This is a genomic window from Pseudomonas sp. GW823-FHT04A03 (assembly GCF_058796615.1).
Window position 1 is genome coordinate 1,288,044 of sequence record NZ_JBXAIV010000001.1, and the last position, 22,294, is coordinate 1,310,337.

At 62.6% G+C, this 22,294-nt stretch carries 18 protein-coding genes and 2 pseudogenes; 11 read left to right on the forward strand and 9 right to left on the reverse strand.

Translation table 11 applies throughout. The features are described from left to right. Positions 1-34: 34 nt before the first annotated feature. The 4 genes from AC1Q9F_RS05530 to AC1Q9F_RS05545 form a co-directional block, all read right to left on the reverse strand. Positions 35-1,525, reverse strand: a complete 1,491-nt coding sequence (locus tag AC1Q9F_RS05530; protein ID WP_492618723.1) for a helix-turn-helix transcriptional regulator — start codon at positions 1,523-1,525, stop codon at positions 35-37. 77 nt (positions 1,526-1,602) lie between these two features. Then, on the reverse strand, positions 1,603-2,493 hold the full coding sequence (locus AC1Q9F_RS05535; protein ID WP_085698174.1) for a LysR family transcriptional regulator: 891 nt from the start codon (positions 2,491-2,493) through the stop codon (positions 1,603-1,605). A gap of 6 nt (positions 2,494-2,499) precedes the next feature. After that, positions 2,500-4,707 carry a xanthine dehydrogenase family protein molybdopterin-binding subunit gene (locus AC1Q9F_RS05540; RefSeq protein ID WP_492618722.1) on the reverse strand — a complete coding sequence of 736 codons (2,208 nt, stop codon included), beginning with the start codon at positions 4,705-4,707 and terminating at the stop codon, positions 2,500-2,502. Further along, positions 4,707-5,171, reverse strand: a complete 465-nt coding sequence (locus AC1Q9F_RS05545) for a (2Fe-2S)-binding protein (protein WP_492618721.1) — start codon at positions 5,169-5,171, stop codon at positions 4,707-4,709. The genes AC1Q9F_RS05540 and AC1Q9F_RS05545 overlap by 1 nt, the downstream gene beginning before the upstream one ends. 118 nt (positions 5,172-5,289) lie before the next feature. Between AC1Q9F_RS05545 and AC1Q9F_RS05550 the strand changes: the two genes are divergently transcribed. The 10 genes and pseudogenes from AC1Q9F_RS05550 to AC1Q9F_RS05595 all read left to right on the forward strand — a co-directional run bounded on the left by AC1Q9F_RS05550 (position 5,290) and on the right by AC1Q9F_RS05595 (position 14,746). Beyond that, entirely contained in the window at positions 5,290-6,180 is an 891-nt protein-coding gene (locus AC1Q9F_RS05550; protein WP_492618720.1) for a LysR substrate-binding domain-containing protein, read from the forward strand. Positions 6,181-6,409: 229 nt separating this feature from the next. After that, positions 6,410-7,339: an amidohydrolase family protein gene (locus AC1Q9F_RS05555; protein WP_007952852.1), complete on the forward strand. Its 930-nt coding sequence runs from the start codon at positions 6,410-6,412 to the stop codon at positions 7,337-7,339. A gap of 4 nt (positions 7,340-7,343) precedes the next feature. Next, positions 7,344-8,249 carry an amidohydrolase family protein gene (locus tag AC1Q9F_RS05560; RefSeq protein WP_007952854.1) on the forward strand — a complete coding sequence of 302 codons (906 nt, stop codon included), beginning with the start codon at positions 7,344-7,346 and terminating at the stop codon, positions 8,247-8,249. A 146-nt stretch (positions 8,250-8,395) separates the two neighbouring features. After that, positions 8,396-9,781 carry a UbiD family decarboxylase gene (locus AC1Q9F_RS05565; protein WP_492618719.1) on the forward strand — a complete coding sequence of 462 codons (1,386 nt, stop codon included), beginning with the start codon at positions 8,396-8,398 and terminating at the stop codon, positions 9,779-9,781. Positions 9,782-9,792: 11 nt separating this feature from the next. Next, positions 9,793-10,362, forward strand: a pseudogene (locus AC1Q9F_RS05570) (UbiX family flavin prenyltransferase); the annotation flags it as partial. 192 nt (positions 10,363-10,554) lie between these two features. Further along, a pseudogene (locus tag AC1Q9F_RS05575) lies at positions 10,555-11,085 on the forward strand (CobW family GTP-binding protein); the annotation flags it as partial. An 87-nt stretch (positions 11,086-11,172) separates the two neighbouring features. Then, entirely contained in the window at positions 11,173-11,550 is a 378-nt protein-coding gene (locus AC1Q9F_RS05580; RefSeq protein WP_492634779.1) for a GTP-binding protein, read from the forward strand. Positions 11,551-11,641: 91 nt separating this feature from the next. After that, the gene (locus AC1Q9F_RS05585) at positions 11,642-12,997 is read left to right on the forward strand and encodes a nucleobase:cation symporter-2 family protein (RefSeq protein WP_007952866.1); all 1,356 of its coding nucleotides are present in this window, start codon (positions 11,642-11,644) and stop codon (positions 12,995-12,997) included. A 12-nt stretch (positions 12,998-13,009) separates the two neighbouring features. After that, positions 13,010-14,398, forward strand: a complete 1,389-nt coding sequence (locus tag AC1Q9F_RS05590; protein ID WP_492618718.1) for an amidohydrolase family protein — start codon at positions 13,010-13,012, stop codon at positions 14,396-14,398. Positions 14,399-14,548: 150 nt separating this feature from the next. Continuing rightward, complete coding sequence (locus AC1Q9F_RS05595; protein ID WP_007952870.1) at positions 14,549-14,746, forward strand: hypothetical protein; 198 nt, start codon at positions 14,549-14,551, stop codon at positions 14,744-14,746. Between the two features lie 57 nt (positions 14,747-14,803). Here the strand turns inward: AC1Q9F_RS05595 and sigJ are convergent, their stop codons facing one another. The 5 genes from sigJ to AC1Q9F_RS05620 form a co-directional block, all read right to left on the reverse strand. Continuing rightward, a complete protein-coding gene (gene sigJ, locus AC1Q9F_RS05600) occupies positions 14,804-15,697 on the reverse strand; it encodes an RNA polymerase sigma factor SigJ (protein ID WP_492618717.1) in 894 nt (297 codons plus the stop codon). 3 nt (positions 15,698-15,700) lie between these two features. Next, positions 15,701-16,135 carry a carboxymuconolactone decarboxylase family protein gene (locus tag AC1Q9F_RS05605; protein WP_492618716.1) on the reverse strand — a complete coding sequence of 145 codons (435 nt, stop codon included), beginning with the start codon at positions 16,133-16,135 and terminating at the stop codon, positions 15,701-15,703. Between the two features lie 40 nt (positions 16,136-16,175). Then, on the reverse strand, positions 16,176-17,105 hold the full coding sequence (locus AC1Q9F_RS05610) for a DHH family phosphoesterase (RefSeq protein WP_492619430.1): 930 nt from the start codon (positions 17,103-17,105) through the stop codon (positions 16,176-16,178). 74 nt (positions 17,106-17,179) lie between these two features. Then, positions 17,180-18,463, reverse strand: coding sequence for a Zn-dependent hydrolase (locus AC1Q9F_RS05615; protein ID WP_492618715.1), 1,284 nt, complete (start codon positions 18,461-18,463; stop codon positions 17,180-17,182). Between the two features lie 147 nt (positions 18,464-18,610). Next, the gene (locus tag AC1Q9F_RS05620; RefSeq protein WP_492618714.1) at positions 18,611-20,095 is read right to left on the reverse strand and encodes an NCS1 family nucleobase:cation symporter-1; all 1,485 of its coding nucleotides are present in this window, start codon (positions 20,093-20,095) and stop codon (positions 18,611-18,613) included. Positions 20,096-20,716: 621 nt separating this feature from the next. Between AC1Q9F_RS05620 and hydA the strand changes: the two genes are divergently transcribed. Beyond that, on the forward strand, positions 20,717-22,156 hold the full coding sequence (gene hydA, locus AC1Q9F_RS05625; RefSeq protein WP_492618713.1) for a dihydropyrimidinase: 1,440 nt from the start codon (positions 20,717-20,719) through the stop codon (positions 22,154-22,156). Positions 22,157-22,294: the final 138 nt, after the last annotated feature.

Below are 22,294 nucleotides of genomic sequence, written 5' to 3' on the forward strand. Positions count from 1 at the left end.
GAATTTGCACCCCCTGAACTAGTGCATTTGCACCTTACCGCTGCCCCCGACCGCCCCCCGAAAACAACCCGCGCTCCCGCGCCCAGACAATCGCCTCGCTGCGACTGTGAACATCCAGCTTCGAATACACCGTCGCCACATGATTGCGCACCGTGTTCGGCGCCAGCTTCAGCCGCGCAGCAATCTCCTTGTCCGCCAGCCCCTCACAAATCAGCCCCAGCACATCACGCTCGCGGGCCGTCAGATCAGTGAACGAAACGCTAGGCAATTGCGGCGAATTGACCTTCTTCACGTTGGCCAGTTTTTCAATCAGCGTACGGCTGAACCACGACGCATCCTTCATCACCTCTTCAATCGCCGCCACCAGCTCAAGCTCGGTGCGCTTGCGCTCGGTGATGTCCATCAGCACCAGCAGATAGCACACCGCGTCCTGGATGTTGACGGTATCGGCGGACACCGCGCACTCCAGCAATTCAGCGTCCTTCCTGCGGATCCGCATATCGACACGATCAACGCGGCCGGTCTTCTCCAGCGCCGCCAGCAAACGGGCGCGTTCCGCCGATTCATCGATGAAGTCCAGTTGCGCGACAGTCTTGCCGAGCACCTCGTCGCTCTCGTAAGCCAGGGTATCGAGAAAGGCCTGATTGACGTCGATCAGCCGCTGCTCGTCGGCGCTGCAAATCAGGATCGGCACCGGCGTCAGGCGAAAGGCCTTGGCGAACCGTTCCTCACTCTGACGCAGGGCAACTTCGGCCTTGTGCCGCAGCTCCATGTCGACGAAGGAAAACAGCATGCAGTCTTCGTCGTTGAGCACCAGCGGCTGGCCGGCGACGATCACTTGCTTGCTGCCGCCGTCCGGCAGGCGCAATTCAGCCTGCATCTGCGGAATGGTCGCGACATCGCGCAGGCGCTGGATCGCCAGCTCTTTGCGCTCGGCCTGTTCGAGAATATCCAGCTCATAGGTCGAGGCGCCGATCACCTGATCTCGGGTGTAACCGGTCATCTCCAGAAACCCCGGATTGACCTTGATGTAACGCAAATCGCTGAGACGGCAGATCACCGCCGGCGCCGGGTTGGCGTTGAAGGTTTTTTCGAAGCGCTGTTCGGCGTTGGCCCAATCGGTGACGTCGCTCATGATCAGCACCAGCGACTCGATGTCGCCGTCGCGATCGGTCAACACCATGCTGCGCACGCTGTGCACCCAGGTGCGTTCCTCGTCACTGTTCGGGGTGACTTCGACCAGCACGTCGCTGAAGGTTTCGCCGGCGGCCACGCGGCTGATCGGGTATTGCTCCGGTGTCAGCGTGTGGTTGTTGCGATAGCGCAGGTTGAAGCGCTCGACGTATTCCCCGGCGTTGTTGCCCAGCTCGCCGATCCGGCTGACGCCATGCATCGCCAGCGCGGCTTCGTTGGCCCAGAGAATCGTCTGGTCGAGTTCCAGCAGAATCACCCCGTCGGACAGCCCGGCGATGATCTGTTGCAACTGACGGCGATTGGTTTCGGTGGTCAGGACGTCCCGGCTCATTGGTTCTCCACAAGTTCGCGCATGTGAAGTTTACGACCGCAGGCCGTTGTGATCGTGCCGGGCAACTTTGCCCCTGATTACCGAGAGTTGTGATCGACCAGTTCGCGCAGCGTATCGAGAAACAGCTTGAGCACCGGCGAGGCATCGTCGGCCCGATACGTCGCGTACAGCGGCACTTGCGGCAGCGCCGGGGTCAGGCGCCGGAACACCAGTCCGGCGGGAGCCAACTGCTCGATCGATGCGGGTAACAGCGCCACGCCAAACCCGGCACGCACCAGACTGAGCAAGGTCTGCACCTCGATCACCTGCTGGCGGATCTGCGGGGTGAACCCGGCCTGAATGCAGCACTGATAGAGAAAATTGGCGAACCGCGACTGCTTCAATTCCAGCGCCACAAACGGTTCCTGCGCCAGGTCGGCGGGCGCCAGCACCTCGCGTCGGGCCAGCGGATGATCCTGCGGCATCACCACATGGATCGGCTCATGGATCAGCAGTTCATTGCGTAATTGCGGGTCGTCATAGCCGACGCGGAACACGCAGGCGTCGATGCGTTTTTCCTTCAACGCCTTGACCTGCGCCGCCGGGGTCATCTCATGCAAACGCCAGGTGACCTGCGGATAGCGTTCACGAAACAGGTGCAGTGCCTTGGGCAGCACGCCGACCATCACCGAACTGATCATGCCGATTTCCAGCTCACCGAGTTGCCCGCGCCCGGTCTGGCGGGTCAGGTCCAGCGCCCGCTCGAGTTGTTCGAACACCAGCGGCGCTTGTTCCTTGAGCATCTGCCCCGCCGCTGTCAGCTCGACCCGGTGATGGCTGCGCTCGAACAACGGCGTGCCGAGTTCTTCCTCCAGCAAACGGATCTGCTGGCTCAGCGGCGGCTGGCAGATGTGCAGCCGTTCGGCGGCGCGGCCGAAGTGCAGCTCATCGGCCAGCGCCATGAAGTACCGCAGCAAACGCAGGTCCATGGCGGCTTACCCCAGGTTCAATGGCGTGGAACGCTGACGCACCCCGGTCAGGCTGAACAGCGCATTGGCAATCGCCGGAACCACCGACGGGCTGCCCAGCTCCCCGACGCCGCCCGGTTTGTCCGGCTGGCCATCGAGTACGAGGATGTCCACCGGCGGCATGTCGGACATGCGGGTGACGCGATAGTCGTGGAAATTGCTCTGCACCACCCTGCCCTGCTGGATGTCGAGGCGGTCGAACAGCGCGTGGCCGAGGCCCCACATCAAACCGCCGTAAATCTGCTCCTCGACCCCGCCCGGCGACACCGCCAGACCGCAATCGACCACACACGTCAGCTTCTCGACCCGGGCCTTGCCGTCCACCTTCGCGACTCGCGCCACCACGGCGATGAAACTGGTGTAGCCCTGATTGGTGGCGATCCCCAGCGCCGTGTCCGGCGGCAGCTTCTGGCCCCAACCGGCGCGTTCGGCGGCCTGCTTCAGCACCGCCACATGCCGAGGCCGTTCCTGCATGTTGGCCAGCCGGAATGCCAGCGGATCTTCACCGGCCGCATGGGCCAGTTCATCCATGAAGCTTTCCACGGCGAACACGTTGGGAATGAAACTCACCGAGCGATACCAACCGCTGGGCACGTTGCTTTCGTGCTTGACCCAGTTCAGTTCCAGGTGCGGCGGACGGTAGGCAAAGTCCCACGCGGTGATCGCTTCGGTGGTGCTGTAGTCCATGTGATCCGGGCGCTCGAAATAGCCCGGCTCCCACTGTTCCGGCGAGGCCGGTGACACCGCGTGCAGTTGCAGCGCGGTGAGTTTGCCTTGGGCATCCAGTGCGCCTTTCGCCCGATGAAGGGTGGCCGGGTGATTGAACAGCGCGTGCATTTCGTCTTCGCGGCTGTTGAGCAGTTTCACCGGCACGCCGGTCTTCTGCGCCAGATACGCCACTTCGAACAACCAGTATTTGGCTTCCCGCGCACCGAAGCTGCCGCCGGACACCAGCTCATGGATGGTGACCTTGTCCTTGGCGATGCCGCACACGGTCTGCGCCGCTTCCAGTGCCGACGACGGCACCTGCACGCCGCCCCAGTAGGTGATCGCCTTGTCCTTGACCTGCGCGGTGATGCAGATCGGCTCCAGCGGGTTTTGCACCTTGTAAGGCATCGTGTAATCGGCTTCGAGCAGCTTCGCCGCGCCCGGCCATTGTCCGGCGACATCGCCCTGGGCCATGGCTTTGACGGTTTGCGTTGCCGGGTCGCTGATCGCTGCGATCTGCGCTTTGCTCAGCTCGGCGCTGTCGAAGCCGGCCAGCGGCGAGTCGCTCCATTTGATCTCCAGCAACTGGCGTCCCTGCTGCGCAGCCCAGAACGTTTCGGCCAGTACCGCGACGCCTTCGAGGTTGCCGCCGAGCACGTCCGGGCGGCCCGGAACCGCGATTACCTTGCGCACGCCTGGCACCAGCAAAGCTGCCGCCGAATCCACCGCGACAACCTTCGCGCCCACTACAGGTGCGCGCTGAATCACTGCCACCAGCATCCCCGGCAACTGCACGTCGATGCTGTACTTGAAGCGCCCGCAAACCTTGGCCGCCGCATCGCGTTTGTGGCGCAATTTGCCGATGTACTTGAACTGCGCCGGATCCTTCAGCGTGACGTTGGCCGGCGCCGGCAGATGCGCCGCCGCGCCGGCCAGTTCGCCGTAGCCGAGGCTGCGCTTGCTCGACGCATGCACGACCCGGCCTTCTTCGGTGGAGCAACTGTCGGGGCTGACTTTCCACTGCTGCGCCGCCGCGCTGATGAGTAGCGCGCGTGCCGTGGCGCCGGCCATGCGCAGGCGATCGTACTCCAGAGAAACGCTGGTGCTGCCGCCCGTGGAGAAGACTTTCCAGACCGGATGAATGTAGGTTTCGAAGAACGGATCTTCGGGGGTGATGACCTGCACGGTCATCGGGTTCACATCCAGTTCCTCGGCCACACATGCGGCCAGCGCGGTTTGGGTTCCGGTGCCGGAATCGTGCTTGTGCACCACCAGTTTCACCGTGCCGTCGGGCAGCACGCGCACCCAGGCGTTGGGTTCGAATTCAGTGATCAAGGTTTTCGGCTCAGTCGCCGCCACACCGGAAGGCAGGTACAGCGCAATCGCCAGACCAGACGCCACTGTCACCGCCTGCTTGAGAAACACCCGGCGCGAGGGTTCATGAAGGGTTCCGCCGATGAGGCTCATCACGCCTCCTTCGGCGCATTCGCCGCACGTTTGATCGCCTTGTTGATGCGCCCGTAAGTGCCGCAGCGGCAGATATTCCCGGACATCGCCTTGCGGATCGAGTCGTCGTTGACCGGCGCGCCGGTGCTGAGCAGCGCGGCCGCGGACATGATCTGCCCGGATTGACAGTAGCCGCATTGCGGCACATCTTCGGCGACCCAGGCCAGTTGCAGCGGATGGTTTTCGCTGGGCGACAGGCCCTCGATGGTGGTGATGCTATGGCCCGCGACGGCGGCCAGCGGCAACTGGCAGGAACGCACCGCGACGCCGTTCAGGTGCACGGTGCAGGCACCGCACAGGCCCATGCCGCAGCCGAACTTGGTGCCGGTGAGTTTCAACTGATCACGCAACACCCATAACAAGGGCATGGAGGGGGACGCCTCATCCAGCTCGCGTCGTTCGCCGTTAACCGTGAATGCAATCATTGTCAGGCTCCAAAAGAGCGGCCCGTCTTTGTGCGGGCCTGGTGACCGATTATTGGAACCCCCGGCAACGCGCGGCCAGCGACGATTTCTGCCAACCGGTGTAAGCAGGACTAACAACATGTACAAGCGATACCCGTCGGTGCAGTCCATGAGCGCGTTCATTCACGCAGCGCGCAGCGGCAGTTTCTCCAGCGCCGCGCGCAAGCTCGACCTGACCCACAGCGCGATCAGCCAGCAGATCCGCGCCCTGGAAGACTTCATCGGCCAGCCGCTGTTCGTGCGCGAAGGCGGCGGCAGCAACCTGACCGATGCCGGGCAGCTGTTTGCCAGCGTGCTGTCGGATGGTCTGGCGCAGATTGACCGGGCGTTGTCCTCGGTGAAGAACCGCAGCGTGGCCCAGCGCCTGACCCTGGATGTGGACAGCGAACTGGCGCAGAGCTGGCTCAATCCGCGTCTGCCGCAATTGCTCGACGGCTTGCCGGATTACGAAGTGACAATCCTGTCGATGCCGCGCAGTGATCGCAGCACGTTCGAACGAGTGGACCTGTCGCTGCGCTATGGCTATGGCGATTGGGACGATTGCGAGATGACGCAGATCTGCGGGGATCGGGTGCTGGCGGTGGCGTCCCCGGCGCTGCTGGAACGGCATGGATTGCAGCTGCCGTTGAGCCCGGCGCAGATTCTTGAACTGCCGCTGTTGGGGTATACGCGGCGGTCGTGGATTCCATGGCTGGATGCGGCGGGCATGCCGGCGGTTGAGCCTGCTGCTCGCGTCGTTTTTGATAACGCGGCGAATCTCATCGCGGCTGCCGAGACGGGTGTCGGCGCAGGACTGGTGCGTGGATTACTGGCTGCCGACGCGTTGCGCAGCGGGCGGCTGGTGGCGTTGAACGAGGCGCAGATTGCGGCGCATTACAACCTCTACGCGGTGTGGCCGCATGGGCAGGCTGAGCGGGTGGCACCTGTTGTTGAAGTGATCAAGCAGTTGGCCATGCAAACACTTCACTGACGCCATCGCTGGCAAGCCCATATCGAACAAGTATCACCACCCCACCTAATTAATATTGTACGAACCCTCCCCCGCCTTCCAATACTCGCCTCAAGCAACCACCCACCCGGGCCGGATGCGAACAGGCGAGGGAATGCGCGAGTGCTGCGCATAGAAACGGCCGATTGCCCGGGACGTGGATGCTGTGAGCCGCAAGGCTCCCTTCCCCGCTATCAGGAGATCGACTTCAATGATCATCGATATCAGCTGCTATCCCACGGATCTCGTGGACCTCGCCTGGAGGCATGACGGTGACCCGTTCACCGGCGAGCGTCTGCTGGAGATGATGGATGGCCCGTATATGGTCAACGGCAAGCCTCGCCGCATCGACAAAGCCTTCATCCAGCCGCCGCAGGGCAACACCATCTACACCTGGACCGACGGCGAGCTGTCGGGCCGCGAATCCATCGACGCCTACATGGCCTACACCCTGAAAATGGTCCAGACCTACCCGGACCGTTTCATTGGCTGCTTCGTCTACAACCCGCGCTGCGGCGTGGAAAACGGCGTCGAGGCGATCGAGCGTTACGTGAAAGAGCACGGTTTCAAGATGGTGCAGATGCAGGCCAACATGCATGCCTACCGTCCCGACCGTGCGCTGGACTGGGTGCGCCCGGCCTTCGAGAAATGCGCCGAGCTGGGCATTCCGGTCAAGCTGCACACCGGCGACGGGCCTTACAGCATCCCGTCGGAATGGGTGCCGATGATCAAGGAATTCCCCAACGTCGATTTCATCATGGCCCACTTCGGTGTGCAGACCGGCGGCGTCTACGTGTTCGAACCGATGCAGTGGGCGATGGAGTTACCCAACGTCTATTGCGAGTCTGGCTGGTGCCTGCAATCGCGGATCGTCGAGTTCGCCAAGGTCCTGCCGACCCACAAGATCCTGTTCGGCACCGACACCCCGCCGAACGAACCGGGCATGTGGCTGCGCCTGCTCGAAGTGCTCTGCCATGAGCCGCCGCAGGGCCTGAACCTCGATGAGGACACCCTCGAAGACTACCTGGGCAACAACACCGCACGGATGATCGGCCTCGAGCCGTCCCCGCCGCCGCGTTCCGTTTCCGAAGCAGAGGCGCAACTCAAGCGCCCCGTCACCACCCAACTGGCCAGGAGCTGAACCGATGATCATCGACACCCATCTGCACCCCACCAACCTGGTCGACGAGGCCTGGCGCCACACCGGCGAACCGTTCACTGGCGAGCGCATGCTCAAGTTGATGGACGGCCCGTACATGATCAACGGCAAGCCGCGCCGGATCGACATGGGTTTCATCCAGCCGCCACCGGGCAACACCGGTTATCGCGATGGCAACCGCCGGGGCCGCGAGGGCGTGCGTGACTACATGTCGTACGTCGCCGAACTGTGCGTGAAGTACCCGGACCGCTTCATCGGCAACTTCAACTTCAACCCGCGCTGGGGACCGGAAAACGGCGCGGCAGAGCTGGAATTCCACATCAAGGAATACGGCTTCAAGATGCTCAAGCTGCACGCCAACATGCACGGCTATCGCCCGGATCGCGCACTCGACTGGTTGCGCCCGGCGATGAAGGTCTGCGCCAAGTACAACATCGTGGTGCTGATCCACACCGGAGACGGCCCGTACACCATTCCGACGATGTTCTACCCGATCATCCGCGAGTTCCCGATGGTCAATTTCATCATCGGTCACTTCGGCATCCAGACCGGTGGCAACTACTCGTTCGAGGCGTTCTGGATGGCGATGGACACGCCGAACGTGTACTGCGAATCCGGCTGGTGCTTCCAGTCGCGGATCGTCGAGTTCGCCAAGGAGCTGCCGCGCAACAAGATCGTGTTCGGCACCGACTCGCCGCCGAACGAACCGGGCATGTGGCTGCGCGAGCTGGAAGTGCTGTGCTCGCCGGCGCCGCAGGGCCTGGGGATTGACGAGGATCACCTTGAGGATTACCTGGGCAACAACATCGCCCGGTTGTGCGGGATCGAACCGACCCCGCCGCCCAAGGATCTGGCCGAGGCGGACATTCGTCTGACCACGACCTACCTCTAAACAGGGTCTGACCCGGCTTCAACCCAGCCACACAGCGACTTTACAGGCGCGAAGATGACCCGGCGTTCGCTCGACCGGCAGGCCAACGGCTTGTCGATCGAACGCCAGCCTCACCCCTGCGCGCCTGCTTTTTACGAGGTGAAACCATGACCCGTTCGACGCTCGGCGACTCTCAGGATTTTCACGTATTCATCGACGCCTATCGCCGCCAGTACCCGGACGATGTGCTGACGATCACCCAACCCCTTTCTGCCGATCAGGACGTCACCGCCCTGGTCGATGCCCTCGCCACTCAGAGCCGCGATCCGCTGCTGATCTGCGAAAACGTCGGCAACCTCGGCGTGCCGGTGGCGACCAATCTGTTCGCCTCTCGCCGGCGCATCGCCCGGCTGTTCGGCGTCAGCGCCGCGCAGTTGCACGAAACCTTCCAGACCCGCGCCAACCAGCCAATCGCGCCACGCTACGTCGAAACCGGCCCGGTGCTGGACGAAGTCTTCGAAGGCGAAACCCTGGACCTGGCGCTGCTGCCGATGCTCAAGCATTTCGACAGTGATCGCGGCCCGTACATCACCAACGCGATCATCATCGCCGAGGACCCGCAGACCGGCATCGCCAACATGAGCTACCACCGCTCGATGCGTCACGCCCGTCAGGCGTTGGCCACCAGCCTGCACTCGCGCGGGCACCTGTGGCGGATGTTGCAGACCGCCCGCGAACGCGGCGAAGAATTGCGCGTGGCCATGGTGGTCGGCGCGCATCCGCTGTTCATGCTCGCCGCCGCTGCACGCCTGTCCTACGGCAGCGATGAACGCGCGGTGGCCGGCGGGCTGTTCGGCGCTCCGCTGGAACTGGTCAAGACCCCGCGCTACGGCATCGGCGTTCCGGCATACGCCGAGTTCGTACTTGAAGGCGCGATAGACCCGACGGCCTATGCCGAAGAAGGCCCGTTCGGCGAATTCAGCGGCTATTCCTCGGACCGCTCGACCAACAACGTGCTGCGCGTCGACACCTTGTTGCGGCGCAAGGACGCGTGGCTGGTGGACGTGATGGGCGGGCGCTACGCCGAACACCTGACCCTGGCGCGGCTGCCTCGCGAAGCGGAAATGAGCGAGAAACTCAAGGCGCGCTTCCCCGCCGTCACCGCCGTGCATTACCCGAACTCCGGCACCCATTTTCATTGCTACGTGGCGCTGGACCAGAGCCGCGACGGCGAGGCCCGGCAGATCATGCTGGCCTTGCTCGGCTGGGATCCGTACCTGAAAACCGTGATCGCGGTGGACAGCGATATCGACCTCACCGACGACAGCCAGGTGCTGTGGGCACTGGCGACACACTTCCAGCCACACCTCGACATCTTCACCATCGACGGTTTGCCCGGCAGTCCGCTGGACCCGTCGTCCTCGGTCAACGGCACCACGTCGCGCATGGGTCTGGATGCCACGCGCGGTTCGGGGTTCGACGGGATCAAGGCGCAGCTCGATCAGGATGTGCTCGAACGCGCGCGGCAACTGCTTGAAGGTCTGCCATCGTGAACCGCCAGCGGATGGTGGTCGGCATCAGCGGCGCGTCCGGGTTCATCTACGGCGTGCGCCTGCTGGAGTTGCTGGCCGAGCTGAACATCGAAAGCCATCTGGTCATCAGCCGCGCTGCGCTGCTGACCATGGCCCACGAAACCGACTACAAACTGGCCGACGTCACCGCCCTCGCCAGCCATTACCACCGCGCCGATGACGTCGCCGCCGGGATCGCCAGCGGTTCGTTCCGTTGCCTGGGCATGGTGGTTGCGCCATGTTCGATGCGCACGCTGGCAGAGATCGCCACCGGCACGTCTTCGGGGCTGATCGGTCGCGCCGCCGACGTCACCCTCAAGGAGCGCCGCACCCTGGTGCTGATGGCCCGCGAAACACCGCTGACCCTCGCCCACTTGCGCAACATGACCGCCGTCACCGAGATGGGCGGCATCATCGCCCCGCCGGTGCCGGCCTTCTACGCCCGCCCCGACAGCCTGGCGCAAATGGTCGACCACAGCCTCGGCCGCGTCCTCGACCTGTTCGGCCTCGATGCCGGCGTCGCCCGACGATGGCGAGAACACACAGAACCCTGTGGGAGCGAGCTTGGTCCGGGCGGCGATCCGACGATGGCGGTGGATCAGTCGCCATCACCGCTAATTGACACACCGCCTTCGCGAGCAAGCTCGCTCCCACAAAAAAGCTTCATCTGCACCGGTCAGTCCATCACCAAGGAGCCTCACATGAACACCCCCTTCAACGCCCCGACCCCGAACACCAAAATCCCGGTCACCATCCTCACCGGGTTCCTCGGTGCCGGCAAAACCACCCTGCTCAATTACATCCTCAAGGAGAACCACGGCCGCAAGATCGCAGTGATCGAAAACGAGTTCGGCGAGGTCGGCATCGACGGCGATCTGGTGCTCAGTTCCGAGACCGAAGAAATCTACGAGATGGTCAACGGCTGCGTCTGCTGCACCGCTGAAGTCCGCGAAGATCTGGTGCGCATCGTCCGCGAACTGGTGGCGCGTCCGGTGCGGCTCGACCACATCCTGATCGAAACCAGCGGCCTCGCCGACCCGTACCCGGTGGCCCAGAGCTTTTTCATCAACGACCCGATCGCCGAGGAAGTCGAACTCGACGCCATCGTGACCATGGTCGATGCCAAGCACATCGCCCAGCACCTGGAAGACCTGCAACTGGACGGCGTCGACAATCAGGCGGTGGATCAGATCGTCTGCGCCGACCGTATCGTCATCAACAAGGTCGATCTGGTCAGCACTGAAGAGGTGGAAACCCTGCGCGGCAAGATCCGGGGTCTGAACGCCACGGCAGATCTGGTGACCTCGACCCATGCACAAATCGACCTGTCGAAAATCCTCGGCATCGGCGCCTTCGAATGCACGCAGAAGCTGATGGAAATTGGCGCGGATCAGCACGATCACGATCACCACGACCATGACCATCACGCTGAAGAACCCGACCACGAGCACGACCCGAGCGTGTCGTCCGTGGGCATCGCCGTGGACGGTGCGGTCAACCTGATGGCGTTCCACCGCTGGATCAGCGAATTGCGCAGCGCTCAGGCGGACAACCTGTACCGCATGAAAGGCGTGCTCGCGGTGGCCAACGAAGACCAGCGCTACGTGCTGCAAGGCGTGCACAGCCTGGTGGAGTTCCGCGCCTCGACCGCGTGGGGCAGCGAGCCACGCTCGAGCAAGATCGTGTTCATCGGCCGCGACCTGGATCGGGCGGCGCTGAACCAGGGCTTCGCCGCCTGCCTGGCCGGCTGAAACCCGGCATCGGAGCCGGTGGATGGCGGTTCCGGGCACACAGAACGAATACCCCTCTGTACCGAATAACAACAGCTAGAGGTGATTCCCCATGTCGTCAGCCAGTTCCTCCTCCACCGTCCACCCTGTCGACCGCGTCCTGCCGGTGCGACAGATGCTCACCCTCGGCCTGCAGCACATGGCCGTCTCGTACATCGGCGCCATCGCCGTGCCGCTGATTGTCGCCAGTGCCCTGAAGATGTCCCACGCCGACACGGTGGTGCTGATCAGCACCACGCTGTTCTGCTCGGGCATCGCCACCCTGTTGCAGACCGTCGGTTTCTGGAAGTTCGGCGTGCGCCTACCGATTCTGCAAGGCGTGGCGTTCAGCAGCGTGGGTCCGGTGATCGCCATCGGCAGCAACCCGGAGGTGGGATTCGCCGGGGTCTGCGGGGCGGTGATCGGGGCGGGGATTTTCACCATGCTCATCGCGCCGTTCGTGGGCCGCTTGCGACGGTTTTTCCCGCCGGTGGTGACTGGCTGCATCGTCACGGTGATCGGTTTGCAGCTGTTCCCGATTGCCTATGAATGGGTCGGCGGCGGGCGCAACGCGAGCAATTTCGGCGCGCCGGCATTTCTCGCCGTGGCAGTGGTGGTGTTGCTGACCATCCTGCTGGTCAACCGTTATGGCAGCCCGTTGCTGCGCAACATGGCGGTGCTGGTGGGGATGCTGGTGGGCGCCGGTCTGGCTTACGGCTTGGGCATGGGCAACTTTCACAGCGTCGAGGACGCGCCGTGGCTGACCGTGCCCTACCCGTTCTACTTCGGCCTGCCGACTTTCAGCCTGATCCCCATCGCCACCATGGTGGTGGTGATGATCGTGCAGATGGTCGAGTCCATGGGGTTGTTTGTGGCCATCGGCGACATCGTCGACAAACCGGTGGAAGACAAGCAGGTGATCAACGGTCTGCGCGCCAATGGCCTGGCCAGCACCATCGCCGGAATGTTCGCCGCGTTCCCGTTCATTGCCTTCATGGAGAACGTCGGGCTGGTAATCCTGACCGGCGTGCGCAGCCGCTGGGTGGTGGCGATCAGCGGTCTGCTGATGTGCTCGATTGCGCTGGTGCCGAAGGCCGGGGCGATCATCGCTTCGATGCCGACCGCCGCGCTGGGCGGTGCCGGTATCGCGATGTTCGGCGTGGTCGCGGCGGCGGGCATCCAGACCCTGGCCAAGGTCGATTACGAGCGCAATCGCTACAACGTGCTGATCGTCGGTTTCACCATCGCCGCCGCCCTGGTGCCGGTGCTCGCCCCGACCCTGTTCAAACAACTGCCCGAGTGGTCACAGCCGTTCCTGCACAGCAGCGTGGTCATCGCCTGCCTGGTGTCGGTGCTGCTCAACGCAGCGCTCAATGGCGTCAGCGTGCCAGAAACCACACCCGGCAAATCCGCCTCGCACATCCTCTGACTGGAGCTGCCCATGACTCAACTTCAAACCATCCTGATCAAGCACCCGGTGGCGGTGATGACCGGCCTGCGCGGCCCCCGTGCCCGGGCCGGCGCCGTGGACATCCGCGTGGTCAACGGCCGGATCGCGGAAATGGCCGCCAACCTTGAGCCGCAACCCGGTGAGCGAGTGATCGACGCACGAAATTCAGTGGTCTATCCGGGCTGGATCAACACCCACCATCACCTGTTCCAGAACCTGCTCAAAGCCGTGCCCGAAGGCTTGAATCAGGACCTGCAAGGCTGGCTGGCGAGCGTGCCCTATCCGCGCCTGAACCGCTTCACCCCACAACTGGCGCGGATCGCCGCACGGTTGGGAATGGTCGAACTGCTGCTGTCCGGCGTCACCACCTGTGCCGATCACCACTACCTCTACCACGCCCACGGCAGCACCGAGACCGGCGACCTGCTGTTCGACCTTGCCGAGGAATTCGGCCTGCGTTTCGTGCTCTGCCGTGGCGGTGCACTGGAGTCGGCCAGCGCGCATCCGGGCTTCTCGAAAACCGCGCTGCAACCGGAGTCCCTGGAGCAAATGGTCGGCGATATCGAACGGCTGAAATCGCGCTACCACCAGGACACCCCGGATGCCCTGCGCCGGGTGGTCGTGGCGCCGACCACACCGACCTTCTCGCTGCCGCCAACGCTGCTGCGCGAACTGGCGCACACTGCCCGAGGCATGGGACTGCGCTTGCACACGCACCTGTCTGAAACCGAGAACTACGTGAATTTCTGCCGCGACAAGTACAACTGCCTGCCGGTGGAATTCGTCGCCGAACACGAATGGCTCGGCCCGGACGTCTGGTTCGCCCACGCCGTGCACTTGCAACCGGGGGAAATCCGCATGCTCGCCCAGACCGGTACCGGCGTCTCCCACTGCCCAGTGAGCAACGCCCGGCTGGGCAGCGGCGTCGCGCCGATCCCGCAAATGTATGAGGCCGGCGTGCCGATCTCCCTCGGCGTCGATGGCGTGGCCTCCAACGAATCCGGAAGCATGGTCGGCGAAGCAAACACCGCCTGGCTGATCCACCGCGCCGAACAAGGCGCCTCGGCCACCACCGCCGAAGACGTCATTCACTGGGGCACCGCCGGCGGCGCGCAAGTGCTCGGCCTCGGCGCGGTCGGCACACTGGAAATCGGCCAGGCAGCGGATTTGGTGATCTACAGCCTTGACCATCCTCGGTTCTATGGTTTCCACGACAGCGCCGTCGCACCGGTCGTCGCGGGTGAGCCGATCGCCGTGAAATACAGCCTGGTGGGTGGGCGGATCGTCGTCGACAACGGGGTGATTCCGGGGCTGGATATCGAGCGGATACGGGCCGAGGCCTGGGAGGGTGTGCAGACGATGATGAAGGTCGACGATTGATGGATGACCGGTGGGAGCGACGGTGCGACGATTCGCCTCGTCAGCTCCCGTCGGCGGCATTAGCGACTTGCGCTTTTGTCGACTAACGTTAGTACCTCATCGGATTGAGCCCCTGCCAGTTACACCGGGCTCTTGATCAAGGAGAGACTGATGACATCCAACCGCCTCATCGAACAGACCTATCGCACCTGGTCCAGCCCCATCCTGCTGGAGCTGAAAAAGCGCGAGCACGAGATGGCGCCGGCCGAACGCCAGGCGCTCGAGAATGTGCTGGTGGAAAGACGGTTGCTGGACGTTGGCAACCCGAACGGCAGTAACCGTCGCAAGGGTTCGGCGATCAAGGAATAACCCTTCCCCGGCCGGTACAAAAAACTGTGGGAGCGGCTCGCTCCCGCAGGTGCCCGGCTACAGGATATTGGCCGAAGACTGCAACCCTGCCAGCTTGTCAGGGTTACGCATGATGAAGATCCGGTTCACCTGCCCTGCGCCATCGAACCCGAATGTCATCGAGGCGGTGACGAGCCCGTCAGCCTTGATGACCACTCCCTTCGCGCCATTGATCTCGACCGGCAGCCACTCCTGCGCTTGCCAGTAGGTGTGCAGCGATTGGCCGATGAAATCCAGCACACTCTTCTGGCCGAGCAAGGTTTCGCGGATCGCCGACGCCTTGCCGCCGCTGTCGGCGCAGAGTTCGACGTCTTCGCTCAGCAACGCACTGAGTGCACTGGTCGAGCCGCTGGCGATGGCCGAATGAAAGGCGTCCAGCAGCTGCGACTGGCGCGCCGGCTCCGGCTGAAAACGGATCTGCTCGCCGCCGATGCTCGCCTTGGCCCGTGACACCAGTTTGCGGCACGCCGCTTCCTGAATCCCGAGGGTTTCAGCGACCTGCGGATAATCGAAATCGAAGATGTCGTGCAGCAGGTACGCCGCCCGCTCCTTGGGCGTCAGCCGTTCGAGCATCAGCAGGAACGCGGTGGACAGCGACGCGGCGAGTTCATGCATGTGTTCAGGCGACTGGTGGTGAGTGGTGTGAATCGGTTCCGGCAACCAGGTGCCGATGTAATCGACACGGGACTTGTGCGCCGAGCGCAACAGGTCGATGCAGTGCCGAGTGCAGGCCGTCGTCAGCCATGCGGCCGGTGTGACGATGGAGGCCTGATCGGCCTCCAGCCATTTGATGAACAGCTCTTGCACCGCATCCTCGGCTTCCGCACGGGAACCGAGAATGCGATACGCCAGCCCCAGCAGAAAGGGTCGTCGCTGTTCGAACACAGCGACGGTTTTTTCAGCAAAGTTCATCGATCAGTGCCTCGACACCTGCAAACGGTTCCACAGGTTGATCATGCCGATTTCCGCCGTCAAGGCAGCGATCTGCGCGTCATTGAAATGCTCGCGCAGGGCGCCGCGCAACGGCGCGTAGTCGGCGTGCGGATCGAGCACCGTCAGGGCTTCAGTCCAGGCCAGCGCCGCTTGTTCGGCGGCGGAGAAATCGTTGACGTGGCGCCAGACGATCAAGCGGTCGAGACGCTCGTTGCTCTCATTGGCTTCGCGCGCCTCGCGGGTATGCATCTTCACGCAGAAACCGCACTGGTTGATCTGCGAGGCACGCAGGTGAATCAGGTGCCGCAGCGACGGCGGCAAGTCATGGTCGTTGAGGCTGACATGCACCTGGGTCAGGCGCTCGAACACTTGCGGCATGGCTTGTTGCAGGTTGACGGCTTGGGTGTTGAACGACATCGCGTTGCTCCGTGTTTAAGGGATTCAACGGGATGACGATTCAGCTTTCGGGTTTGTGACGTGGGGCTTGTAAAGAAAGCTTCAGCAGTTCCTTGCGCAGCATTGAAGGCTCTAGAACGGCGATTCCAGCGTGCCAGCCGAGTGATAACAAATGGCTCAGCTTCTGTTGGGAGACCAAGGGTTTGGCCAGCAGACAGCTTTTTTGGTCGCGAATGCTGATGAGGTTCAACAGCCAATCATCGCCCTGCCCGGCCATCCAGTCGTTGATTGTCGAGCGATGCCTTTCGAGCAAGGCATCGGCATCCCATACCGTCATTTGAGCGAAGACCTGCGGCAGAAGGCTGTCGGGTTTCATCCGTTTCAAGTCTGCGGCCAATGCGGCGCAGATGTCTGATTCGATGGCGGTCTGGCATTCTAGGAAATATTGCTCGGGCCAGTCCGCCGTGAGTTTTCCGTGGGGTGCGAGCTCGGTGTAGGCATCAATGTCTGCCGCTGTGGTCATCTGTCCGGTGAAATTCAGCGTGTTGTCCAGAATCGCCGTGGCCAGCAGCGCGGCGCTTTGTTCGCTGATCCTCGACAGCAATCCTGCGGCTTTCCAGCGCTGGAAAATCTGCGTCGCCGCCGCCCCGATCGGACGGATATCGGCGGCAGATCCGAGTGTCTGTGCCCAATGGTGTTCGAAGCCTGGGTGATGGTCGATGACTTCTACCACCCGATCAAGCGCGACCATTGGGTCAAAATGGTGGTAGTCGGAGACGTCGACCAGCACGAACTCATCGTTGGATGTCGGGCGGTAATCGTCCAGCGCCGCGCCCCAGCCGAGCACGGTTTTCGAAACGCTGGCGTTGGGTCTTGCGCTGCTGACGGCGCGGGCGGGAATGCCTTGCAAGTTGAGCAACTCTGCATAGGCGATGCAGCAGGCGTAGGCATCGATGTCCAGATACGCCGAGCCTGAGGTGATGACTTTGATGGGCGACATTGCGCGTCCTGACTTCCTTTTCAGGGGCGGCAACGTCGCACATTTTCATGAACGATTAATGAACATCAGGCTGCCCGTTGTCCTCCGGCCACCGCCGCCGAAGCCGCCAGCATCGCCCGCAACAACACCGCACACCCGGCCGCCAGATCGTCCGGCGCGGCGTTTTCGATTTCGTTGTGGCTGATACCGCCTTCGCACGGCACGAAGATCATCCCGGCCGGGCCCAGTTCGGCGAGGAAAATCGCGTCGTGGCCGGCGCCGCTGACGATGTCCATGTGCGACAGGCCCAGACCTTTGGCAGCACCGCGTACCGCTTCGACGCAGCCCTTTTCGAAGTACAGCGGCGGGAAGTCGGCGGTCGGGGTCAGTTCATAGGTCAGGCCGTGTTCTTCGCAGGTCGCTTCGATGACTTGCTTGACCTCGGCGATCATCGAGTCGAGGCGTGCCGGCTCCAGGTGGCGGAAGTCGAGGGTCATGCGCACTTCACCGGGGATGACGTTGCGCGAACCCGGATAGGCTTGCAGGCAACCGACGGTGCCGCAGGCGTGGGGTTGATGACCGAGGGCGGCGCGATTGACTGCACCGACGATCACCGACGCACCGACCAGGGCGTCCTTGCGCAGGTGCATCGGAGTCGGGCCGGCGTGGGCTTCGACGCCGCGCAGTTTCAGGTCGAACCACTTCTGCCCCAGAGCACCGAGTACCACGCCGATGGTTTTCTGTTCGTCCTCAAGGATCGGGCCTTGCTCGATGTGTGCTTCGAAATAGGCGCCGACCTTGTGCCCGCTCACCTTGCGCGGCCCGGCGTAGCCGATGGCGTTCAGTGCTTCACTGACGGTTACGCCGTCGGCATCGACCTTGGCCAGAGTTTCTTCGAGGGTGAATTTTTCGGCGAACACGCCGGAGCCCATCATGCACGGGGCGAAGCGCGAGCCTTCTTCGTTGGTCCAGACCACCACTTCCAGCGGCGCCTCGGTTTCCACGCCGAGGTCATTGAGGGTGCGCAACACTTCGACCCCGGCCAGCACGCCGAAGCAGCCGTCGAACTTGCCGCCGGTGGGCTGGGTGTCGATGTGGCTGCCGGTCATCACCGGCGGCAGGTTCGGGTTGCGGCCGGGGCGACGGGCGAAGATGTTGCCGACTTCATCGACCGTGACGCTGCAACCGGCGTCCTTGCACCACTGCACGAACAGGTCGCGGGCCTGGCGGTCGAGGTCGGTCAGGGCCAGGCGACAGACCCCGCCCTTGACCGTGGCGCCGAGTTGGGCCAGTTCCATGAGCGACGCCCACAAGCGGTCGCGGTTGATGTGCTGATGGGTCGATTGCAGAACGTCTACGGCTGCGTTCATGGGGATCTCCTCAGGCAGTTTTCTTATGGATATTGCTGCGGTGACTATCCGGACGCCATCGCGAGCAAGCTCGCTCCCACATTTGACATGCACACTCCTGTGGGAGCGAGCTTGCTCCGGGCGGCGATCCGACGAAGAGGCCAGTTATCACACCGGTGATTTCACGGCAGAAGGCTGTGCACGCATCGCGCACAACCCGTAATAGATCAACCCGCCCAGCGCCGAGCCGGTGAACCAGCCGTAGCTGTAGAACCAGCTGAACGCGCTGCTGCCCAGCGACAGCAGGGTCAGCACCACCGGCACGCCGAAGGCGATGAACCCGGCCCAGTTCCATGCCGGGTACACGTCGTCGCGGTACAGGCCGGCCAGGTCCAGTTGCTGTTTCTTGATCAGGAAATAGTCCACCACCATGATCCCGGCGATCGGTCCGAGCAGGCTGGAATAGCCCAGCAACCAGTTCGAATACACGGTTTCCAGGCTGACATCGGAGACGATCAGCCCAAGCTTTTTCAGCAATTCATGGCCCATCAGCGCCAGACCAACAAACCCGGTGAGGATCACCGCTTTGGTGCGGTTGATCACCTTGGGCGCGATGTTCTGGAAGTCGTTGGTCGGCGAGACGATGTTCGCGGCGGTGTTGGTCGACAGCGTGGCGATGATGATCAGTGCCATGGCCACCGCGACCCACACCGGGCTCTGGATATGGCCGATCAGAGTCACCGGATCGGAGACGCTGACGCCCACTAGTTTCACCGAGGCGGCGGTCATCACCACGCCCAGTGCGGCGAACAGGAACATGGTCAGCGGCAGGCCGAAGATTTGCCCGAGGATCTGATCTTTTTGACTGCGGGCATACCGGCTGAAGTCAGGAATGTTCAGCGACAACGTGGCCCAGAAACCGACCATAGCCGTCAGCCCGGCGGCGAAGTAACTGACCACGCTCGCGCCCTCGGGACGCTTCGGCGGAATCGCCAGCAATTCAGTCATCGACACATTGGGCATGGCCCACACCAGCAACCCGATGCCGACCGCCACCAGCAGCGGCGCCGACAGGGTCTCCAGCCATTTGATCGACTCGGCACCACGGATCACCACCCACAGGTTGAGCGCCCAGAAGATCATGAAACCGATCACCTCCCCCGTCCCGCCGAGGGATTTCCAGCCGTCGAACACCGAGCCGAGAAACAGGTGAATCGCCAACCCGCCGAACATGGTCTGGATGCCGAACCAGCCGCACGCCACCAGCGCCCGGATCAGGCACGGCACGTTGGAGCCGAGAATCCCGAACGACGAGCGCAGCAGCACCGGAAACGGAATCCCGTATTTGGTGCCGGGAAACGCGTTGAGCGTAAGGGGAATCAGGACGATGACGTTGGCAAACAGAATCGCCAGCAAGGCCTCGCCGACGCTCAGGCCGAAATACGCGGTGAGTACGCCGCCGAGGGTGTAGGTCGGCACGCAGATCGACATGCCGACCCACAGCGCGGTGATGTGCCATTTGTTCCAGGTTCGTTCGCGCACCTTGGTCGGTGCCATGTCGTGGTTGTAACGGGGACTGTCGAGGACGTCGCTGCCGGCTTCGAGTTCGAACAAGCCGTCGCGCTCGGTCACTTGCGATCTGTTCTGTTGCATGGCCGCTCCACTGTTCTTCTGATTATTTTTTTGCTCATCAGGCGGCTGCACACGCAGGTGCGAGCCGGACGATGGCCGGAGGAACTGACAACTTTCATGCACCGGCCATGGTGTCAGCGGCGGCATCAATAAACGTGCCGGGTGCCCCGCTTTCGCATCGGGCCGTGCTTTCTATTTCCTGCAACTTACTGATGTTTATCAGTTTTAATTATTCACCTTGTGAGGCCGCGAAAACTTGACTGAACACTCAGGCTAAATGCCAGGCAAGTTGTCCGAACTGTCAGGACTCAATCTGGTGCACTGCATTATTTTTCTTCAGAACGCATCACCCGCAGCTCAACTTCAAGCGGCTGATTTCACATAGGAAATCTTGCTCATATTTCCAACCTGTCAAGTGCGTCAAAATGGTGAAGCGCCTCACCATTTTGGTGATTTCGTATTTTTATCGTTATTTATCAATGCTTTAAAACAGTCATAAGCTTATAAAAAATAATCTTGATCAATTGCAGAACTGCGACTAGCGTCTATTCCTGACAGCGCTGACAAGATTACGCATTTGGCGCTGCAAACAATAAAACACTAGAACCGGCACAAGTCGGTCATGCCTGCGAGGAACTCGGAATGTCTCTGTTGATCCGTGGCGCTACCGTTGTTACCCATGATGAAAGTTACCGCGCCGATGTCTATTGCGCTGACGGCGTGATCAAAGCCATTGGTGAAAACCTGGATGTTCCCGCCGGCGCCAAAGTGCTCGACGGCAGCGGCCAGTACCTGATGCCCGGCGGCATCGATCCGCACACCCACATGCAACTCCCGTTCATGGGCACCGTGGCCAGCGAAGACTTCTACAGCGGCACCGCTGCAGGCCTGGCCGGCGGCACCACCTCGATCATCGATTTCGTGATTCCCAATCCGCAGCAGTCGCTGCTTGAAGCCTTTCACCAGTGGCGTGGCTGGGCGGAGAAATCCGCGTCGGACTATGGCTTCCACGTCGCGATCACCTGGTGGAGCGAGCAGGTGCGTGAGGAAATGGCCGAGTTGGTCAGCCATCACGGGATCAACAGCTTCAAGCATTTCATGGCCTACAAAAACGCAATCATGGCCGCCGACGACACGCTGGTGGCGAGCTTCGAGCGGTGCCTGGAACTCGGCGCGGTGCCGACCGTGCACGCGGAAAACGGCGAGCTGGTCTATCACCTGCAACGCAAATTGATGGCCCAGGGCATCACCGGGCCGGAAGCGCATCCGCTGTCGCGGCCATCGCAGGTCGAAGGCGAAGCCGCGAGCCGGGCAATCCGGATCGCTGAAACCATTGGCACGCCGCTGTACCTGGTGCACGTCTCGACCAAGGAAGCCCTCGACGAAATCACCTACGCCCGCAGCAAGGGCCAACCGGTCTACGGCGAAGTGCTGGCCGGGCATCTGCTGCTGGACGACAGCGTCTACCAGCACCCGGACTGGCAGACCGCCGCCGGTTACGTGATGAGTCCGCCGTTCCGTCCACGCGGGCATCAAGATGCGCTGTGGCATGGTTTGCAAAGCGGCAATCTGCACACCACCGCCACCGACCATTGCTGTTTCTGTGCCGAGCAAAAAGCCGCCGGCCGTGACGATTTCAGCAAGATTCCCAACGGCACCGCCGGCATCGAAGACCGCATGGCGGTGTTGTGGGATGAAGGGGTGAACTCGGGACGCTTGTCGATGCAGGACTTCGTCGCCCTCACCTCCACCAACACTGCAAAAATCTTCAACCTCTACCCGCGCAAGGGCGCGATCCGCGTCGGCGCCGATGCCGACCTGGTGCTGTGGGACCCGCAAGGCACCCGCACCATCTCCGCCAAGACCCACCATCAGCAGGTGGACTTCAACATCTTCGAAGGCAAGACCGTGACCGGCGTGCCGAGCCATACCGTCAGCCAGGGCCGGGTGGTCTGGGCCGACGGCGACCTGCGCGCCGAGCGTGGGGCGGGCCGGTATATCGAACGGCCGGCGTATCCGGCGGTGTTTGATTTGCTGAGCAAGCGGGCTGAGTTGCACAGGCCGGTTGCGGTTAAACGCTGAAACCCAGGCCTTCGGCCTTCGCTAGCAAGCTAGCTCCCACAGGGAAGTGCATTCCAAATGTGGGAGCGAGCTTGCTCCGGGCGGCGATCCGACGAAGAGGCCCGCACAGACAACACAAAAACCACTGCCCGACAGAGG